Annotated in this window: 18 protein-coding genes; 8 read left to right on the top strand and 10 right to left on the bottom strand. The window is 67.0% G+C overall.

All coding sequences use genetic code 11. The annotated features are described in order from the left end of the window. Positions 1 to 136 precede the first annotated feature (136 nt). The 4 genes from ASD05_RS09500 to coaBC all read right to left on the bottom strand — a co-directional run bounded on the left by ASD05_RS09500 (position 137) and on the right by coaBC (position 2955). Positions 137 to 637 carry a glycine zipper 2TM domain-containing protein gene (locus ASD05_RS09500; protein WP_056590875.1) on the bottom strand — a complete coding sequence of 167 codons (501 nt, stop codon included), beginning with the start codon at positions 635 to 637 and terminating at the stop codon, positions 137 to 139. A 184-nt stretch (positions 638 to 821) separates the two neighbouring features. Continuing rightward, the gene (gene dut / locus ASD05_RS09495) at positions 822 to 1268 is read right to left on the bottom strand and encodes a dUTP diphosphatase (protein ID WP_056590872.1); all 447 of its coding nucleotides are present in this window, start codon (positions 1266 to 1268) and stop codon (positions 822 to 824) included. Continuing rightward, the gene (locus ASD05_RS09490) at positions 1265 to 1732 is read right to left on the bottom strand and encodes a hypothetical protein (protein WP_056590869.1); all 468 of its coding nucleotides are present in this window, start codon (positions 1730 to 1732) and stop codon (positions 1265 to 1267) included. The genes dut and ASD05_RS09490 overlap by 4 nt, the downstream gene beginning before the upstream one ends. Next, complete coding sequence (coaBC, locus tag ASD05_RS09485) at positions 1732 to 2955, bottom strand: bifunctional phosphopantothenoylcysteine decarboxylase/phosphopantothenate--cysteine ligase CoaBC (RefSeq protein WP_056590866.1); 1224 nt, start codon at positions 2953 to 2955, stop codon at positions 1732 to 1734. The genes ASD05_RS09490 and coaBC overlap by 1 nt, the downstream gene beginning before the upstream one ends. Before the next feature lie 123 nt (positions 2956 to 3078). On the opposite strand from coaBC, the gene ASD05_RS09480 reads away from it, so the two are divergent. The 7 genes from ASD05_RS09480 to ASD05_RS09450 all read left to right on the top strand — a co-directional run bounded on the left by ASD05_RS09480 (position 3079) and on the right by ASD05_RS09450 (position 9098). Continuing rightward, positions 3079 to 4761 (top strand): CTP synthase, encoded by a 1683-nt coding sequence (locus ASD05_RS09480; RefSeq protein WP_007835677.1) that lies wholly within the window; start codon positions 3079 to 3081, stop codon positions 4759 to 4761. Continuing rightward, the gene (locus tag ASD05_RS09475; RefSeq protein ID WP_007835679.1) at positions 4758 to 5048 is read left to right on the top strand and encodes a DUF1330 domain-containing protein; all 291 of its coding nucleotides are present in this window, start codon (positions 4758 to 4760) and stop codon (positions 5046 to 5048) included. Before ASD05_RS09480 ends, ASD05_RS09475 begins: the two co-directional genes overlap by 4 nt. A 48-nt stretch (positions 5049 to 5096) precedes the next feature. Continuing rightward, positions 5097 to 6380 (top strand): phosphopyruvate hydratase, encoded by a 1284-nt coding sequence (gene eno / locus ASD05_RS09470; RefSeq protein WP_056590865.1) that lies wholly within the window; start codon positions 5097 to 5099, stop codon positions 6378 to 6380. Between the two features lie 21 nt (positions 6381 to 6401). Then, positions 6402 to 6680, top strand: coding sequence for a cell division protein FtsB (gene ftsB / locus ASD05_RS09465; protein WP_056590862.1), 279 nt, complete (start codon positions 6402 to 6404; stop codon positions 6678 to 6680). A gap of 135 nt (positions 6681 to 6815) precedes the next feature. Next, positions 6816 to 7439 carry a nicotinamide riboside transporter PnuC gene (gene pnuC, locus ASD05_RS09460; RefSeq protein ID WP_056590891.1) on the top strand — a complete coding sequence of 208 codons (624 nt, stop codon included), beginning with the start codon at positions 6816 to 6818 and terminating at the stop codon, positions 7437 to 7439. Beyond that, positions 7436 to 8107 carry an AAA family ATPase gene (locus tag ASD05_RS09455; RefSeq protein ID WP_056590887.1) on the top strand — a complete coding sequence of 224 codons (672 nt, stop codon included), beginning with the start codon at positions 7436 to 7438 and terminating at the stop codon, positions 8105 to 8107. Before pnuC ends, ASD05_RS09455 begins: the two co-directional genes overlap by 4 nt. Before the next feature lie 28 nt (positions 8108 to 8135). Further along, positions 8136 to 9098, top strand: a complete 963-nt coding sequence (locus tag ASD05_RS09450; RefSeq protein WP_056590858.1) for a hypothetical protein — start codon at positions 8136 to 8138, stop codon at positions 9096 to 9098. Positions 9099 to 9128: 30 nt separating this feature from the next. Here the strand turns inward: ASD05_RS09450 and ASD05_RS09445 are convergent, their stop codons facing one another. Together ASD05_RS09445 and ASD05_RS09440 are read right to left on the bottom strand one after the other, a co-directional pair. Further along, on the bottom strand, positions 9129 to 10136 hold the full coding sequence (locus tag ASD05_RS09445) for an Hsp33 family molecular chaperone HslO (protein ID WP_056590856.1): 1008 nt from the start codon (positions 10134 to 10136) through the stop codon (positions 9129 to 9131). A 30-nt stretch (positions 10137 to 10166) separates the two neighbouring features. Then, positions 10167 to 10691 carry a gamma carbonic anhydrase family protein gene (locus tag ASD05_RS09440; RefSeq protein WP_007830877.1) on the bottom strand — a complete coding sequence of 175 codons (525 nt, stop codon included), beginning with the start codon at positions 10689 to 10691 and terminating at the stop codon, positions 10167 to 10169. A 36-nt stretch (positions 10692 to 10727) separates the two neighbouring features. Here ASD05_RS09440 and ASD05_RS09435 point away from each other — a divergent pair, with 36 nt between their 5' ends. Beyond that, positions 10728 to 11549, top strand: coding sequence for a ferritin-like domain-containing protein (locus ASD05_RS09435; protein ID WP_056590852.1), 822 nt, complete (start codon positions 10728 to 10730; stop codon positions 11547 to 11549). An 11-nt stretch (positions 11550 to 11560) separates the two neighbouring features. On the opposite strand, the gene ASD05_RS09430 is transcribed toward ASD05_RS09435, so the two are convergent. From ASD05_RS09430 to ASD05_RS09415, 4 genes are all read right to left on the bottom strand, one after another. Beyond that, positions 11561 to 12007 carry a MaoC family dehydratase gene (locus ASD05_RS09430; RefSeq protein ID WP_056590849.1) on the bottom strand — a complete coding sequence of 149 codons (447 nt, stop codon included), beginning with the start codon at positions 12005 to 12007 and terminating at the stop codon, positions 11561 to 11563. Between the two features lie 41 nt (positions 12008 to 12048). Further along, positions 12049 to 13182, bottom strand: a complete 1134-nt coding sequence (locus ASD05_RS09425; RefSeq protein WP_056590846.1) for a thiolase family protein — start codon at positions 13180 to 13182, stop codon at positions 12049 to 12051. A gap of 95 nt (positions 13183 to 13277) precedes the next feature. After that, on the bottom strand, positions 13278 to 13853 hold the full coding sequence (locus ASD05_RS09420; protein ID WP_056590843.1) for a TetR/AcrR family transcriptional regulator: 576 nt from the start codon (positions 13851 to 13853) through the stop codon (positions 13278 to 13280). A gap of 44 nt (positions 13854 to 13897) precedes the next feature. Next, positions 13898 to 14890: a Bug family tripartite tricarboxylate transporter substrate binding protein gene (locus ASD05_RS09415; protein WP_056590839.1), complete on the bottom strand. Its 993-nt coding sequence runs from the start codon at positions 14888 to 14890 to the stop codon at positions 13898 to 13900. Positions 14891 to 14985: the final 95 nt, after the last annotated feature.

The following is a 14985-nucleotide window of genomic DNA, read 5'->3' as shown; positions in this document are numbered from 1 at the left end:
GCTGAGGCCCTTGGGGCATTTGCTCGCCCCAATGAAAAATGCCCCGCTCTCGCGGGGCATCTCGATCAAGTCGTCGGCAGACTATTTACACAGCCTGCATGCTCGGCTTTTTTTGCGTACGGAAGATCGTCGACGGCTACATGCGCGAGATCTGGCCGTTGTCGATGCGCACACGGTCACCGATGCGCAGGTCGCCCGGGCTTTGCACATCGAAGGAGCGATAGCCGCCACGATCGGTCTGCACCGACACACGGTAGATTTCATAGGCACGTGGCCCGTTCTGCTGAGCCTCGATGGTGTTGCCCAGCAGGGCGCCGCCCACGATGCCCAGCGCGGTGGCCGCCGCACGGCCGTTGCCGCGGCCGAACTGATTGCCCACCACCCCACCGATCACGCCGCCGGCGACAGCGCCGCCGCCGGTGGTGCCGGTGCCGGCTGTTTCGCTGCGCAGCACCTCGATGTTGGCCACGTGGCCGTATTCGACGTAGGAAGCTTCGCGGTACTGGATGGCTTGCGGGGGCGCCTGGTACGGATAGCGCGAGGTCTGGTAGACCGGCGCCGGTGCCACGCATGCCGTGAGCGTGGCCACGGCCAGCACGGAAGCGGTGACGGAAACAAAGCGCATTGAGATCTTCATGTTGGAGGCTCCTCGGATAGAACAGTGCACGAATGATGAATGCATGCACCCTGCGTGTGCCTGACTAACGCCGCAGCGTCCGCCGCGATGACGCCAGAACACACACTGAGACCTTCGAGGCCGCCCTGCCTTCGCCAGTTCCGATCTTTACCGCCCCGAAACTCAGCTTCCCTTCAGCATTTGCTCAATGTTTGCCCGTGGAGCCGTAGCCGCCCTCGCCGCGTTGCGAAGGTGCAAAGTCTGTGACCACCCGAAACTGCGCCTGCACCACCGGCACGATCACCAATTGGGCGAGCCGCTCCATCGGCTGCAGCACGAAGGGCGTGTCGCTGCGGTTCCAGGCGCTGATCTTCAGTTCGCCCTGGTAGTCGCTGTCGATCAGGCCGACGAGGTTGCCGAGCACGATGCCGTGCTTGTGGCCCAGCCCCGAGCGCGGAAGGATCAGCGCCGCATAGCCCGGGTCGGCCAGGTGGATCGCGATGCCGGTGCCCACCAGCTGCCAGCCGTTGGGCTCCAGTGTGATCGGGGCATCGAGGCAGGCCCGCAGGTCGAGGCCGGCGCTTCCGGGGGTGGCATATGCGGGCAATTGATCCACCATGCGCGGATCGAGGATACGGACGTCGACTTTCACTTTTGCTTGCTGCCTTGCTTCTGTTGCTGTTCTCTTTGCTTGCGGGCCGCCTCTTCCAGCACCTGCTGCCATTTGGCGACGCCGGGGGTGAGCTTCACGCCCTTCAATTTCTTGCCGAACCAGATGGCCACGCCCGCCAGCAGGAGCAGCACGCCGAAAGGCACGCCGGACGCCCACAGCACGAGGAACACCAGCGCGCCGACGGCGCCCAGCACCTTGAGGGTCAGGGGGTCGAAGGAGCCGGGCTCCTTCTTCGGCACTTCGCCGTTCGGCAGTTCCGCGCTGCGCTGCATGGCCGCGCTCACCGGGCCCTGCTGGCCGGGTGACGGGCCCATGCCGACGTCGAGCCCGGGCTCGCCCTCTTTCGCCGCCCGCTTCGGCAGCGCGGCCTGCGCCGACAGCCGCTCGACATAGCGGGCGAAGTCGCCGTTCGGCGGCGTGTTCCACTGGGGATGGGGATTCATCAGGCCCTCCAGTCGGGAAGTCGGGCGGCAATCTCGGCCATGAGTTCGCGCGCCAGCGTGAGCTTGGACGCACGCGGGAGCTCGCGCACGCCCTTGGCGTCCACCAGCAGCAGCGCGTTGTCGTCCTGCCCGAAGGTCAATGGGCCGATGTTGCCCACCAGCAGCGGAATGCCCTTGCGCTCGCGCTTGGCCTTGGCGTGCTCGGCGAGGTTCTCGCTCTCGGCCGCGAAGCCCACGCAGAAGAGCTTTCGGGCCTGTGCCCGCTCGCTCTTGGCAACGCTGAGGAGGATGTCGGCGTTCTCGACGAACTCGAGCACCGGCGTCTTGCCGCTGCCGTCCTTCTTGATCTTCTGGTCGCTCTGCGTGGCCGGGCGCCAGTCGGCTACGGCGGCAGTCGCTACAAAAATACTAGCAAATTGCGCGGCACAGGTGGTCGCTTCGAGCATGTCCTGCGCCGACAGCACGTCGACGCGCGTCACGCCGCGCGGGGTCGGCAGGTGCACCGGGCCGGCCACCAGCGTGACCTCGGCACCCGCCTCGCGGGCCGCGCGGGCAATGGCAAAACCCATCTTGCCGGACGAGTGGTTGGTGATGCCGCGGATTGGGTCGAGCGCCTCGAAGGTCGGGCCAGCCGTAACCAGTACCTTCTGTCCCGCCAGCAGCTTGGGCTGGAAGAAGGCCGTGATGTCCTCGAGCAGCTGCGCAGGTTCGAGCATGCGCCCATCGCCCGTTTCGCCGCAGGCCTGCCAGCCGCTGCCCACGCCCAGCACGGTGGCGCCGTCGGCCGCCACCTGCATCAGGTTGCGCTGGGTGGCGGGGTGGGCCCACATCTCGCGGTTCATGGCCGGCGCGATCAGCAACGGAACGCGGTCCATCGGGCGGGCCAGGCACATCAGGCTCAGCAGGTCGTCGGCGCGGCCCTGCACCAGGCGAGCGATGAAGTCGGCGCTGCAGGGCGCCAGCACGATCGCATCGGCCTCGCGGCTCAGGTTGATGTGCGGCATGTTGTTGGGCTCGCGCGTGTCCCACTGCGAGGTGTAGACAGTGCGGCCCGAGAGCGCCTGCATGGTCACCGGGGTGATGAACTCCTCGGCCGCCTCGGTCATCACGACCTGGACGGTCGCGCCCGCCTTGACGAACAGCCGGCACAGCTCGGCCGACTTGTAGCAGGCGATGCCTCCAGTGAGGCCCAGGACGATGTGTTTGCCGGCGAGATCTTGCATGGGCCGTATTGTTGCTCATAGGCCATCGAACAAACGGCAACAAGCCCTTGGCGGGGGGTGTCGCAAAGGGCACATCTATAATCGCAATTTCCCACTGCCCGGATTCACGCATCCGGAACTGGCATGACCAAATTTGTCTTCGTCACCGGTGGTGTCGTATCTTCCCTTGGCAAGGGAATCGCCTCCGCCTCGCTCGCCGCGATCCTCGAATCGCGCGGCCTCCAAGTCACCCTCATCAAGCTCGATCCGTACATCAATGTCGACCCCGGCACGATGTCGCCGTTCCAGCATGGGGAAGTGTTCGTCACCGATGACGGCGCCGAGACCGACCTCGACCTCGGCCACTACGAGCGCTTCATCAACACGCGGATGCGCAAGGCCAACAACTTCACGACCGGCCAGATCTACAAGACCGTTCTCGAGAAGGAACGCCGCGGCGACTACCTCGGCAAGACGGTGCAGGTCATTCCGCACATCACCAACGAGATCCAGGAATACATCAAGCGCGGCGCCGGCATCGGCACGGCGCACGAGGTGGACGTGGCCATCGTCGAGATCGGCGGCACCGTGGGCGACATCGAATCGCTGCCCTTCCTCGAAGCGGTGCGCCAGATGAGCCTGCGCAACGGCCCGAACAACTCGGCCTTCGTGCACCTGAGCTACGTGCCCTGGATCGCCGCCGCCGGCGAACTCAAGACCAAGCCGACGCAGCACACCGCCAAGGAACTGCGCGCCATCGGCATCCAGGCCGACGTACTGCTGTGCCGCGCCGACCGCCCGATTCCCGACGACGAGCGCGCCAAGATCTCGCTGTTCTCGAACGTGCCCGAATGGGGCGTGATCTCGATGTGGGACGTCGACACCATCTACAAGGTGCCCCGCATGCTGCACGAACAGGGCCTGGACGGCCTGATCTGCGACAAGCTGCGCATCAACACGCCGCCTGCCAAGCTGCAGCGCTGGGACGACCTGGTCTACGAGGTCGAGCATCCGCAAAAGGAAGTGTCGATCGCCATGGTCGGCAAGTACGTCGACCTGTCGGACAGCTACAAGTCGCTCAACGAGGCCCTGCGCCACGCCGGCATGAAGAACCATGCGCGCGTGAAGATCGACTACATCGACTCCGAGACCATCTCGGCACAAGACGTGTCGCGCCTGGCCAAGTACGACGCCATCCTGGTGCCGGGCGGCTTCGGCCAGCGCGGCGTCGAGGGCAAGATCTCGGCGGCCCGCTTCGCCCGCGAAGGCAAGGTGCCCTACCTCGGCATCTGCCTGGGCATGCAGGTTGCCACCATCGAGTACGCCCGCCACGTGGCCGGCCTGAAGAACGCCAACAGCACCGAGTTCGACCCCGAGACGCCCACCCCCGTGATCGCGCTGATCACCGAGTGGAAGGACCGCGACGGCACGGTGAAGACGCGCGACGAGAAGTCCGACCTCGGCGGCACCATGCGCCTGGGCGCGCAGAGCTCCGACGTCACACCCGGCACGCTGGCCCACAGCATCTACGGCGACGTGGTCACCGAGCGTCACCGCCACCGCTACGAAGCCAACGTCAACTTCCTCGACGAACTTCGCAACGCCGGCCTGGTGATCTCCGCGCTCACGCAGCGCGAGCATCTGACCGAGATCGTCGAGCTGCCGCAGGACGTGCACCCGTGGTTCATGGGCGTGCAGTTCCACCCCGAGTTCAAGTCAACGCCGTGGGGCGGCCACCCGCTGTTCAACGCCTTCATCAAGGCGGCGCTCGACCACAAGGAAAAAGGCGCGGGCAGCACCAACAAGACGTTGAAGGCGGTTGCATGAGCAGCGGCTACGTCATCGCCCACGTCGAGGTCACGAACCCGACGCAGTACGAGGAATACAAGAAGTGGTCCAGCGCCGCGATGCAGGCGCACGGCGCCGAAGTGTGCGTGCGCGGTGGCCAGGTGCAGCCGCTCGAGGGCGACTGGAAGCCCACGCGCGTGGTGATCCTCAAGTTCCCCAGCTTCGAGAAGGCCAAGGCCTTCTACGAGACGCCCGAGTACCTCAAGGCACGCGAAGCGCGTGCCGGCGCCGCGATCATGAACATGATCGCCGTCGAGGGCCTCTGATCCCCATTTATTCATCCGCCAAAGAGACCAGAAAGAGAAAGACAGAAGATGAGTGCAATCGTTGACATCGTCGGCCGCGAAATTCTCGACAGCCGAGGCAACCCCACCGTCGAGTGCGACGTGCTGCTCGAATCGGGCACCATGGGCCGCGCGGCCGTGCCCTCGGGCGCATCGACCGGTTCGCGCGAAGCCATCGAGCTGCGCGACGGCGACAAGAGCCGCTACCTCGGCAAGGGCGTGCTCAAGGCCGTGGAGAACATCAACACCGAGATCTCCGAAGCCGTGCTCGGCCTCGACGCCAGCGAACAGGCCTTCCTCGATCGCACGATGATCGACCTCGACGGCACCGACAACAAGGCCCGCCTGGGCGCCAACGCCACCCTCGCCGTGTCGATGGCCGTGGCCCGCGCCGCGGCCGAGGAATCGGGCCTGCCGCTGTACCGCTACTTCGGCGGCATGGGCGGCATGCAGCTGCCGGTGCCGATGATGAACGTCATCAACGGCGGCGCGCACGCCAACAACAGCCTGGACCTGCAGGAGTTCATGATCATCCCCGTGGGCGCCAAGAGCTTCCGCGAGGCCGTGCGCTACGGCGCCGAAGTGTTCCATGCCCTGAAGAAGATCCTGGGCGATCGCGGCATCAGCACGGCGGTCGGCGACGAAGGCGGCTTCGCCCCCAGCGTCGAGAGCCACGAAGCGGCCATCCAGCTGATCCTGGAAGCCATCGACAAGGCCGGCTATACCGCTGGCGAGCAGATCGCCCTGGGCCTCGATTGCGCGGCCAGCGAGTTCTACAAGGACGGCAAGTACGTGCTGTCGGGCGAGAACCTCTCGCTCACGGCCGAGAGCTGGACCGACATGCTGGCCACCTGGGTCGACAAATACCCGATCATCAGCATCGAAGACGGCATGCACGAAGGCGACTGGGACGGCTGGAAGCACCTGACCGAACGCCTGGGCAAGCGCGTGCAGCTGGTGGGCGACGACCTGTTCGTCACCAACACCAAGATCCTGCAAGAGGGCATCGACAAGGGCATCGCCAACTCGATCCTGATCAAGATCAACCAGATCGGCACGCTGACCGAAACCTTCGCCGCCATCGAGATGGCCAAGCGCGCGGGCTACACCGCCGTCATCTCGCACCGCTCGGGCGAGACCGAGGACAGCACCATCGCCGACATCGCGGTGGGCACCAACGCCGGCCAGATCAAGACCGGCTCGCTCTCGCGCTCGGACCGCATCGCCAAGTACAACCAGCTGCTGCGCATCGAAGAAGACCTGGGCGACATCGCCTTCTACCCGGGCCGCGGCGCGTTCTACAACCTGAAGTAACGCCTCCGCGACACGCCAGGCATGCGCGCCCGTCTCGTTCCTCCCATCGTCCTGCTGCTCCTGTTGGCCATCCTGCAGTGGCAGCTGTGGAACGGGCGCGGCAGCGTGCGCGACGTGGCTCAGCTGCGTACCAAGCTGGCCGACCAGAAGGAAGCCAACGCCAAGGCCACGCTGGCCAACGAGCGCCTGACCTCCGAGGTCAACGACCTCAAGGACGGCCTCGAGATGGTCGAGGAGCGCGCCCGAGCGGAGCTCGGCATGGTCAAGCCGAACGAAGTGTTCGTACAAATCGCTCACTAGGATGACCCCCAGTCTTCGCGCACTTCGTGCCGCTTCGCCAACCCCCTTCCAGGGGGCGACACCAGCGGCCTGGCAAAGCCGGTTCCGCGGTGTCCCACGAACAGACCGCGACGGTGCCCTTCGGGGGTGAACCTGATCCCAGAGCTTCTCTCGGCCCCGGCATTCCTGCTCTGGGGCTCTCCTGTCAGCTGGCTCGAACTCGTCGCCGCCTTGCTCGCGCTCGCCATGGTCGGCTGCAACATGCGCGAGATTCACTGGGGATGGCCGCTGGCCATCATCAGTTCGCTGCTCTACGTCGTGGTGTTCTCCAAGGCGCGCATCTACGGCGACGCCTCGCTCCAGGTCTTCTTTGCCTTCGTCGCCCTGTGGGGCTGGGCGCAATGGCTGCGCGGCCACCGGGCCGACGGCAGCGCCTTGCATGTCGCCCGGCTCTCGCCGCGCGGCATCGCTTTCACCCTGGCGGCCTGCGCACTGGCATGGCCGGCCGTCGCCCTCTTCCTGCGCCGCTTCACCGACACCGACGTGCCCTGGTGGGACGGCTTCGCCACCGGCCTGAGCCTGGTCGGGCAGTTCCTGCTCGGGCGCAAGTTCATCGAGAACTGGCTCGTCTGGCTGGCCGTGAACGTCGTGAGCGTGGTCCTGTTCATCCACAAGGGGTTGTGGCTCACCGTGGGCCTGTATGCAGTGTTCGCCGTGCTCAGCGTGGCCGGCTACATCGCATGGCGGCAGCGCATGCCGGCCGAGGCGGTGAGCGCATGACGCCCACGCTGCCGACCGGCTGTGTCATCGCACTCGTGGGCGCCGAGAGCACCGGCAAGACCGAGCTGGCCCGCGCCATCGCGCAACGCCTGAAGGACCGCGGCACGCCGACGGTGCTGGTGAGCGAGTACCTGCGCGAATGGTGCGAACGCGAAGCCCGCACGCCGCGCCCCGACGAGCAACGGGCCATCGCCGAAGAGCAGAGCCGCCGCATCGAGGCCGCAGCCGCCTCTGGCGTGGTGGTGGCCGACACCACGGCGCTCATGACGGCGGTCTACAGCGAGCAGCTGTTCGCCGACACCACGCTCTACGACAGCGCGCTGGCCGCGCAGCGGCGCTACGCCATCACGCTGCTCACCGCGCTCGACCTGCCCTGGGTGGCCGACGACATGCGCGACGGCCCTCATGCGCGCCAGCCCACCGACACGCTGGTGCGCGCCGCGCTCGCAGGCGCGAAGCTCTCGTACGCCGTGGTGCACGGCACGGGCGGCGAGCGGCTCGCCAATGCCTGGAACGCCATCAACTCCATCGCCGGCAGCGAGGGCCGGCCCCGCACGCGCACCCAGTCTGATGCGAAGCCCGCCTCGTGGTCATGGCCTTGCGAGAAGTGTTCCGACCCGGAATGCGAACATAAGCTTTTCAGCGACCTGATCGCGCGCCGCGAGTAGCGCGCCCCATCCCATCACCGGAGACCCGATGCCTCTTCGTTCCGTCGCGCGTGTCGCCCTGATCTGCAGCGCCTTCGCCGCGCTGCTGCCAGCCACCGCAGCCCCCGTCGCCGCCACCGTCGAGAACGGCACCACGACCACCGCCTGCGCAGAGGAAGACAACGTGTCGCTGACGCTGCGCGGTGACGGCATCCGCCGCATGCGCATCGAGGCACTGCAGCCCGACTACCTCGACAAGGTCGGCAACGACGTCACCAAGCCCGACTTCTCGGGCTGCAACTTCGACGGCGGCGCCCACCCGACCGACCCGGCGCACCGCTTCCGCAAACGCACCGTCGTGCTGATGGACAACGCGCAGTGGCGCATCGTGGGCATGACACTGCCCACTTTCTGGCGTCCGCAGCGCGTGCCGGTGCAGGTCGGCAAGCGCAAGGACAGCGGCTTTCACCTGCTGCAGGTGTTCAAGAAGGAGAGCGGCAAGGCGCTCGAAGCGATCGTTCTCTACCCGTCCGATGGCTACTGGCGCATCAAGCCGCTGCCCGAGGCCCGCTTCGGCGACGGGGTGTACGGCTCGTCGTTCCTGCTCGGCCCGGTCGAGGCGGCGGCGCGGCCGGTGGTGAACATCGCGTCGATCCGCATCGTGCCGCGGCCGCTGGCCATCCAGGTGCGCTTCACCGACGGCGGCAGCGCCGTGGTGCGCGTGGACGAGATCAGCCGCGCACGCACGGCGCTCGACGTGACGCTCTCGAAGCCCACCGCGAGCGCTCAACCCTTCGCGGTACTGCGCTCGATGTACGTCGCGCCCGACAACGCCGACGTGAGCGAGGTGCACTGGCAGTCGTCGCCGCAGGCCGCGGCGCAGGTGCTGCCGTTGCCCGATGTGAAGAGCCTTCAGGCCACGCAGGTGCGCTTCGGGCGCAGCCTGCCGTCGAAGCACAACACCAGCGCGCCGGACATCGCGTTCGGCGGATTCGACGACTCGGCGCGATAAAAAAACGGAGGCGCAAGGCGCGCCCGAGTCCTACTGGACGACCGGGCTGCCCGGGATCTGGTCGCCGAGCGGCGTGAACAGCTGTGCCGCATCGATCGCATCGAAGCGGTACTGCTTGCCGCAGAAGTCGCAGCCCACCTCGATGTCGCCGCGCTCCGCGAGGATGCTCTCGGCCTCTTCCGCGCCCAGCCCGCGAATCATCTGCGCCACGCGCTCACGCCCGCAGGTGCACGCGAAGTGCGGGCCCTGCAGGCCGGCCTGCGGCTCGAAGCGAAGCAGTTTTTCTTCCCAGAACAGGCGGCGCAGGATCGTCTCGACGTCGAGCGTGAGCAGTTCGTCGCGTGTCAGGCTCGAGGCGAGGATCGAGATGCGGTTGTAGTCCTCGTTGCGGCCGATCTGGTCTTCGTTGGCCTGGTCGTGGTCCTTGTCCGAGGTGCCGGAAGTGCCCTCGAGGTTGCCCTCGCCCTTCACCGGCAGACGCTGGATCAGCAGGCCGGCCGCGACCTTGTCGTCAGCCGCGAGCACCAGCGTGGTGTCGAGCTGCTCGCTCTGCAGCATGTAGTGCTGCAGCACGTCGCTGAGCTTGCCCAGCTTCTCGCCGTCGTCGCCGAAGAGCGGCACCACACCCTGGTACGGCGTGGCGCCCGGCAGCTTGTCCTTGGGGTCGAGCGTGATGGCGCAGCGGCCCTTGTTGTTCACGTTGACCATGTCGGGCAGGTGCGCATCGGCCGGGAGGTCGCCGATCACCTTGGCGGTGGCGCGCAGGCTCAGGTCGGGCTTGGCCTCGGCCACTGCGACCTTCACGGGGCCGTCGCCGAAGATCTGCAGGATCAGCGCGCCGTTGAACTTGATGTTGGACTGCATCAGCGTGGCTGCGGCCGTCATTTCGCCCAGCAGCTCGGCCACGGGCGGCGGATAGGCCCCGGTGGCGGTGTTGGAGGCGCGCCGCGCCAGGATCTCCTGCCACGCATCTGTCACGCGCACGATCATGCCGCGCACCGGCAGGCCATCGAACAGGAATTTGTGCAGCTCGCTCAAAACGGATCTTCTTTCTGCTGGGCCTGTGGATCAGGCGATTTTCTTCAGGCCCTTCGCATAGCGAACGGCGTTTTTCACATAGTGCTCGGCACCGTGGCGCAAGCGGGCGGCGTCTTCGTCGCTGATCGTGCGCATGACCTTGGCGGGCGATCCGAAGATCAGCGAGTTGTCGGGAAACTCCTTGCCCTCGGTCACGACGCTGCCGGCGCCAACGATCGAGTTGCGGCCGATCTTCGCGTTATTCAAGACCACCGCCTGGATGCCGATCAGCGAGTTGTCGCCGATGGTGCAGCCGTGCAGCATGACCTGGTGGCCGATGGTGACGTTCTCGCCGATGGTCAGCGGGCTGCCGGGATCGGAATGCAGCGTCGACATGTCCTGCACGTTGCTGTTGCGTCCGATGGTCATGGTCTCGTTGTCGCCGCGCAGCACGGCGCCGAACCAGATGCTGGCGTTGTCGCCCAGCCGCACGTCGCCGATGACCTCCGCACTGTCGGCAACCCACGCGCCGGTACCGAGTTGGGGCGCAACGCCGTCGAGTTCATAGAGGGCCATCGTGGAGTCTCCGGGGCAAAAACTAGAATTGTAGGGATGCACCCCCGATTGAGCGCGCTGGCCGCGCTGCGACTGACCGATCCTGAACAAAAGGTGGCTGCAACACGCGCTACCGCTGCGCTGGCCGCTACCGATTCCATAGCAACTGCACCGATCCGCACCGAGGGCGACGATCTCGGCGTGCCGGGCCGCCCCGAACGGCCGCTGCGCGTGGCCGCCACCGCCGTGGAGAAACGCTCGCCCTTCACGCCCGAGGGCCGGGCCGCGCTGATCCATTCGATCTGCCACATCGAGTTCAACGCGATCAACCTCGCGCTCGACGCGGTATGGCGCTACGACGGGATGCCCGAAGCCTACTACCGCGACTGGCTGCGCGTAGCCGATGAAGAAGCATTGCACTTCACGCTGCTGCACGCGCACCTGCAGGACATGGGGTATCGCTACGGCGACTTCCCCGGCCACGACGGGCTCTGGAACATGTGCGAGAAAACGAAGGACGACGTGCTCGCGCGCATGGCGCTGGTGCCGCGCACGCTCGAAGCGCGCGGGCTCGATGCCACGCCGCTGATCCAGGCCAAGCTCAAGCGCGTGAACACGCCCGATGCGCTGCGCGCGGTCGAGATCCTCGACATCATCCTGCGCGACGAAGTGGGCCACGTGGCCATCGGCAACCACTGGTATCGCTGGCTGTGCGACGGCGCGGGCCTCGATGCCGAAGCGACCTACCCTGCGCTGGTGGCGCGCTACGACGCGCCGCGGCACAAGCCGCCTTTCAACCTCGAAGCGCGCAGCCGGGCGGGGTTCAGCACCGAGGAATTGCGCCAGCTCTCGGCGACGGCGCACCCGGACAAGCGCTGAAGGCCCGCGGCCTAAGCCGGCCGAGCGTGCACCACCAGCTTCGGCGTGAAGTACTGGAGCACCTCGCCGCGCTGGTTGCGCGTCTGGCACCGCATCGTCACCATCGCCCGGCCGGGCTTGGAGCGCGAAGGCGTGATGTCGAGCACCTCGCTCACCACATGCAGCACGTCGCCGGGCCGCGTCGGCTTGGGCCATTGCAGTTCCCCGCCCGAACCGATGATGCCGTCCGCCAAGGGGATGCCACTCTCGACCAGCAGCTTCATCGTGAGCGCGGCCGTGTGCCAGCCGCTTGCCGCAAGGCCGCCGAAGAAGGTGCTCTTTGCGGCCTCTTCGTCGGTGTGGAAGGGCTGCGGGTCGAACTGCTGCGCGAAGGCCTTGATCTGTGCCACGTCGAGCAGGTGTTCGCCGCTCTGGAAACGGTCACCGACCTTCAGGTCTTCAAGGTACAGCTTGGCCATGGGGGTCTCCTCGTCGTGACGGACCTCTCATTCTCGGACGATCAGACGCGCTCGAGGATGGTCGCGATGCCCTGCCCACCGCCGATGCATTGCGTGGCCAGCGCATAGCGGCCCTTTTCGCGCATCAGCAGCGACGCCGCCTTGCCCGTGATGCGTGCGCCGGTCGCGCCGAGCGGATGGCCGATGGACAGGCCGCCGCCGTCGAGGTTGATCTTCGCGGGGTCGAGGCCCAGGTCGCGGATGCAGGCCAGCGCCTGCGACGAGAACGCCTCGTTGATCTCGATCACGTCGAGGTCGGCTGCGCCCAGGCCGGCGCGCGCCAGTGCCTTGCGGGTCGCGGGGATCGGGCCGATGCCCATGATGGCCGGATCGACGCCCACGGCCGCGAACGACCTGATGCGCGCCAGCGCCTGCAGGCCGTGCTTCGCGGCGAAGGCGTCACTGGTGACGAGCACCGCTGCAGCGCCATCGGTCAGCGGCGACGAAGTGCCGGCCGTCACCACGCCGTCGGGGCGGAACGCGGGCTTGAGGTTCGCCAGCGCCTCGGCCGAGGTGGTCGGCCGGATGCAGCCATCGACATCGACGATGTCGCCGGAGGCGAGGCGCACCGGCACGATCTCGCCCGCCAGCCGGCCTTGCGAGCGCGCTTCGGCCGCCTTGCGGTGCGATTCCACCGCGAAGGCTTCCTGGTCGGCACGGCTCACGCTCCAGCGCTGCGCCACGTTCTCGGCCGTCTCGCCCATCGAGATGTAGGCATCGGTGCCCTCCTTCAGCTCGGGGTTGGGCGAGAAGTTGAAGCCGCCCTGCGGCACCATCGTCATCGACTCCACGCCGACGCACAAAAAGGCCTCGCCCATGCCTGCCTCGATCTGCGCGGCGGCAATGTGCACGGCCTGCATCGACGAGCCGCAGAAGCGGTTCACCGTCATGCCGCCCACTTCGTGCGGCAGGCCGGCCAGCAGCCCGACGACCCGCGCAAGGTTGTTGCCCTGCGAGGCTTCAGGGTACGCGCAGCCGAGGATCACGTCTTCGAGCAGTGCAGGGTCGAGGTCCGTGCGCTGCAGCAGGCCGCGCACCACGCCAGCAGCCAGCGTGTCGGGCCGCACCTCAGCGAGAGAGCCCTTCTTCGAGAAATGGAAAGGGGAACGGGCGTAGGCGGAAATGACGGCTTTCATGAAGGTTCTCCAGCAAATTGAAACTACCATCCAATCGGTAGGCATCGAAGTCAAAAAATAAGCACGCCGAGGCGTGCCCGCGTTGGGCCGGGCGGTCAGCCCGGCAATGAACTCCTGAGTTGCGCGACGGCTTCGTCGAAGTCGTCCACGCGGCCCGTCATGCGCGCCGACAGAAGCGCGCCCTGACAGACGGAAAACACATAGGCGGCCAGCGAAGCGACCGAAGTGCCCTTCTTTCGCGCCGGCATCAGTGCGCCCAGCACACCGGTGAGCCACGTCACCTGTGTATTGCGCAACTCCTGCACGGCCTGGCGCAGTTCGTCGTTGATCACGCCCCATCCAGGCGCCAATGCTCCCGCTGGACACATGCCCGAGCCAGCCTTCAGCGTGTTGCGGTACATGCGGAAATACGATTCGAGCGCGTCCTTGGGCTCGCGCGCCCGGGCCGCGTCCCAGTCCTTGAAGCTCTGCGTGGCCCCACGGATCACCGCGATGCCCAGCGCCTCCTTGGTCGGAAAGTGGTGGTACAGGCTGGCCTTGCGAACGCCGACCGCGTCAGCCACGTCCTGAAAGCTGAAGCCCAGATAGGAACGCGTTTCGATGAACCCGCGCGCCACCGCGAGGATCTGCTCGCGGGTGCTGCCGGTGGCGAGGGCTGTGGCGGGGGGCATCTACCGACTATAAGGTAGGTAAATTCGAACCGCAACCCACAGGGTCAATCCGCCTTGATGGCCGCGGCCTTGATGATGCGGCCATTGCTTTCGAACTCGCTGGCGATCTCTTTCGCAAACGCAGCTGAGGTGCCGCCGGTCGGCACGTTGTCGGTGGCCGTGAGCCTGGCGCGCAGCTCGGGGCTGGCCAGGGCCTTGTTGATCTCGGCGTTGTACCTGGCAATCAGCGCGGGCGGCGTGGCCGCGGGTGCGAAGACGCCGAACAGCGAATTGATGTTCGCCGCGCTGTAGCCCAGCTCGCCCAGCGTGGGCACCTGGGGCAGGCTCTCGAGCCGCGCCGGCGCACCGACGGCCAGCGGACGCAGCTTGCCCGACTGGATGTGGGACGTGAGCGTCGGACTCGCGTTGGTCGAGAGAATCTCGAACTGCCCGCCGATGGCGTCGTTCAGCTGCTGGCCGCCGCCCTTGTACGGCACGTGCGTGATGTCGACGCCCGCCGCCGAGCGCAACTGCTCCAGCACGATATGGCCGAGCGAAGCCGGCCCCGACGTGGCCCAGCGCAGCGCACCCGGCTGCGCCCTCGCATCGGCGATGAGCGCGCGGAAATCCTTCGCCTTGGCGGCCGGCGTGGCGATCAGCAGCACCGGCGAATACATCACGCTCGCCACCGGCGCGATGTCCTTCAGCGGATCGAAGGGCAGCTTGCCGAGGTGCGGGCTCAGCACCAGCGGGCTGATCGCCGAGAAGCCCAGCGTCGCGCCATCGGGCGCGGCCTTGGCGACGGCGTCCATGCCGATGGCGCCGCTCGCACCGGCCCGGTTGTCGACGATCACCGTGACGCCCAGTTGCGCGGCGAGCCTGTCGCCGAGCGCACGCGCAACGACGTCGCTGACGCCGCCCGCGGGGTACGCCACGATGAGGCGCACCGTCTTGGGAATGGCCTGTGCGTGCGCACCCGAGGCAGCGCACAGCGCCGCGGCAGCGAGGAGCCGGGTCGCCGTGCGGTGCGAAGGCTTCGAGGAAGCGAGGAAATTCATGAGGGTTCCTGTCGATCGTCTGCGTGGGTTGCATCGGTCCAGCGGCGGCTTGCGCTCGCGAATGAGCCTGGACCCTTCCACCGCATTGTCGGCCC

The sequence above is a fragment of the Variovorax sp. Root434 genome, assembly GCF_001426595.1.
Classification (GTDB): domain Bacteria; phylum Pseudomonadota; class Gammaproteobacteria; order Burkholderiales; family Burkholderiaceae_C; genus Variovorax.
The sequence above is the reverse complement of the archived record's forward strand: the minus strand, read 5'-3'. Positions and strand labels throughout refer to the sequence as shown.

Bases quoted from the DNA above. Each gene is read 5' to 3' on its own strand.
- ASD05_RS09500 (WP_056590875.1), bottom strand. From the start codon at position 637: ATGAAGATCTCAATGCGCTTTGTTTCCGTCACCGCTTCCGTGCTGGCC.
- ASD05_RS09490 (WP_056590869.1), bottom strand. From the start codon at position 1,732: ATGAATCCCCATCCCCAGTGGAACACGCCGCCGAACGGCGACTTCGCC.
- coaBC (WP_056590866.1), bottom strand. From the start codon at position 2,955: ATGCAAGATCTCGCCGGCAAACACATCGTCCTGGGCCTCACTGGAGGC.
- ASD05_RS09480 (WP_007835677.1), top strand. From the start codon at position 3,079: ATGACCAAATTTGTCTTCGTCACCGGTGGTGTCGTATCTTCCCTTGGC.
- ASD05_RS09475 (WP_007835679.1), top strand. From the start codon at position 4,758: ATGAGCAGCGGCTACGTCATCGCCCACGTCGAGGTCACGAACCCGACG.
- eno (WP_056590865.1), top strand. From the start codon at position 5,097: ATGAGTGCAATCGTTGACATCGTCGGCCGCGAAATTCTCGACAGCCGA.
- ftsB (WP_056590862.1), top strand. From the start codon at position 6,402: ATGCGCGCCCGTCTCGTTCCTCCCATCGTCCTGCTGCTCCTGTTGGCC.
- ASD05_RS09455 (WP_056590887.1), top strand. From the start codon at position 7,436: ATGACGCCCACGCTGCCGACCGGCTGTGTCATCGCACTCGTGGGCGCC.
- ASD05_RS09450 (WP_056590858.1), top strand. From the start codon at position 8,136: ATGCCTCTTCGTTCCGTCGCGCGTGTCGCCCTGATCTGCAGCGCCTTC.
- ASD05_RS09440 (WP_007830877.1), bottom strand. From the start codon at position 10,691: ATGGCCCTCTATGAACTCGACGGCGTTGCGCCCCAACTCGGTACCGGC.
- ASD05_RS09435 (WP_056590852.1), top strand. From the start codon at position 10,728: ATGCACCCCCGATTGAGCGCGCTGGCCGCGCTGCGACTGACCGATCCT.
- ASD05_RS09430 (WP_056590849.1), bottom strand. From the start codon at position 12,007: ATGGCCAAGCTGTACCTTGAAGACCTGAAGGTCGGTGACCGTTTCCAG.
- ASD05_RS09425 (WP_056590846.1), bottom strand. From the start codon at position 13,182: ATGAAAGCCGTCATTTCCGCCTACGCCCGTTCCCCTTTCCATTTCTCG.
- ASD05_RS09420 (WP_056590843.1), bottom strand. From the start codon at position 13,853: ATGCCCCCCGCCACAGCCCTCGCCACCGGCAGCACCCGCGAGCAGATC.
- ASD05_RS09415 (WP_056590839.1), bottom strand. From the start codon at position 14,890: ATGAATTTCCTCGCTTCCTCGAAGCCTTCGCACCGCACGGCGACCCGG.